General features: G+C 68.9%; 1 protein-coding gene. It reads left to right on the forward strand.

Annotation, left to right across the window (positions count from 1 at the left end):
- The coding region (locus D7X74_RS42320) for an AMP-binding protein (RefSeq protein ID WP_147446932.1) at positions 1–270 on the forward strand (270 nt) is incomplete at both ends.

A 270-nucleotide genomic window follows, 5' to 3' on the forward strand; every position in this document is an offset into this window, starting at 1 on the left:
GCTCTACGAGCAGATGGTCCTCCATCACGTGGATGCACTGGCGACCGTGCCCCAGGTGCTCGCTGGCGGCGACGTGCTACCGGTGCAGCGCGTGCGGGAGCACGTCTCGCGGTTGTCCGCGGAGTCGGTGCTGCTCAATGCCTACGGCCCGACGGAGAACACCACCTTCTCCACCACGCTCACGCTCACGCGGAGCAGCACGGTGGAGGCCGCGGTCTCCATCGGGCGTCCCATCGGGAACTCGACGGCGTACGTGCTGGACCCGGCGCT

It is taken from the genome of Corallococcus sp. CA047B (assembly GCF_003612065.1).
GTDB classification, from domain to species: domain Bacteria; phylum Myxococcota; class Myxococcia; order Myxococcales; family Myxococcaceae; genus Corallococcus; species Corallococcus praedator.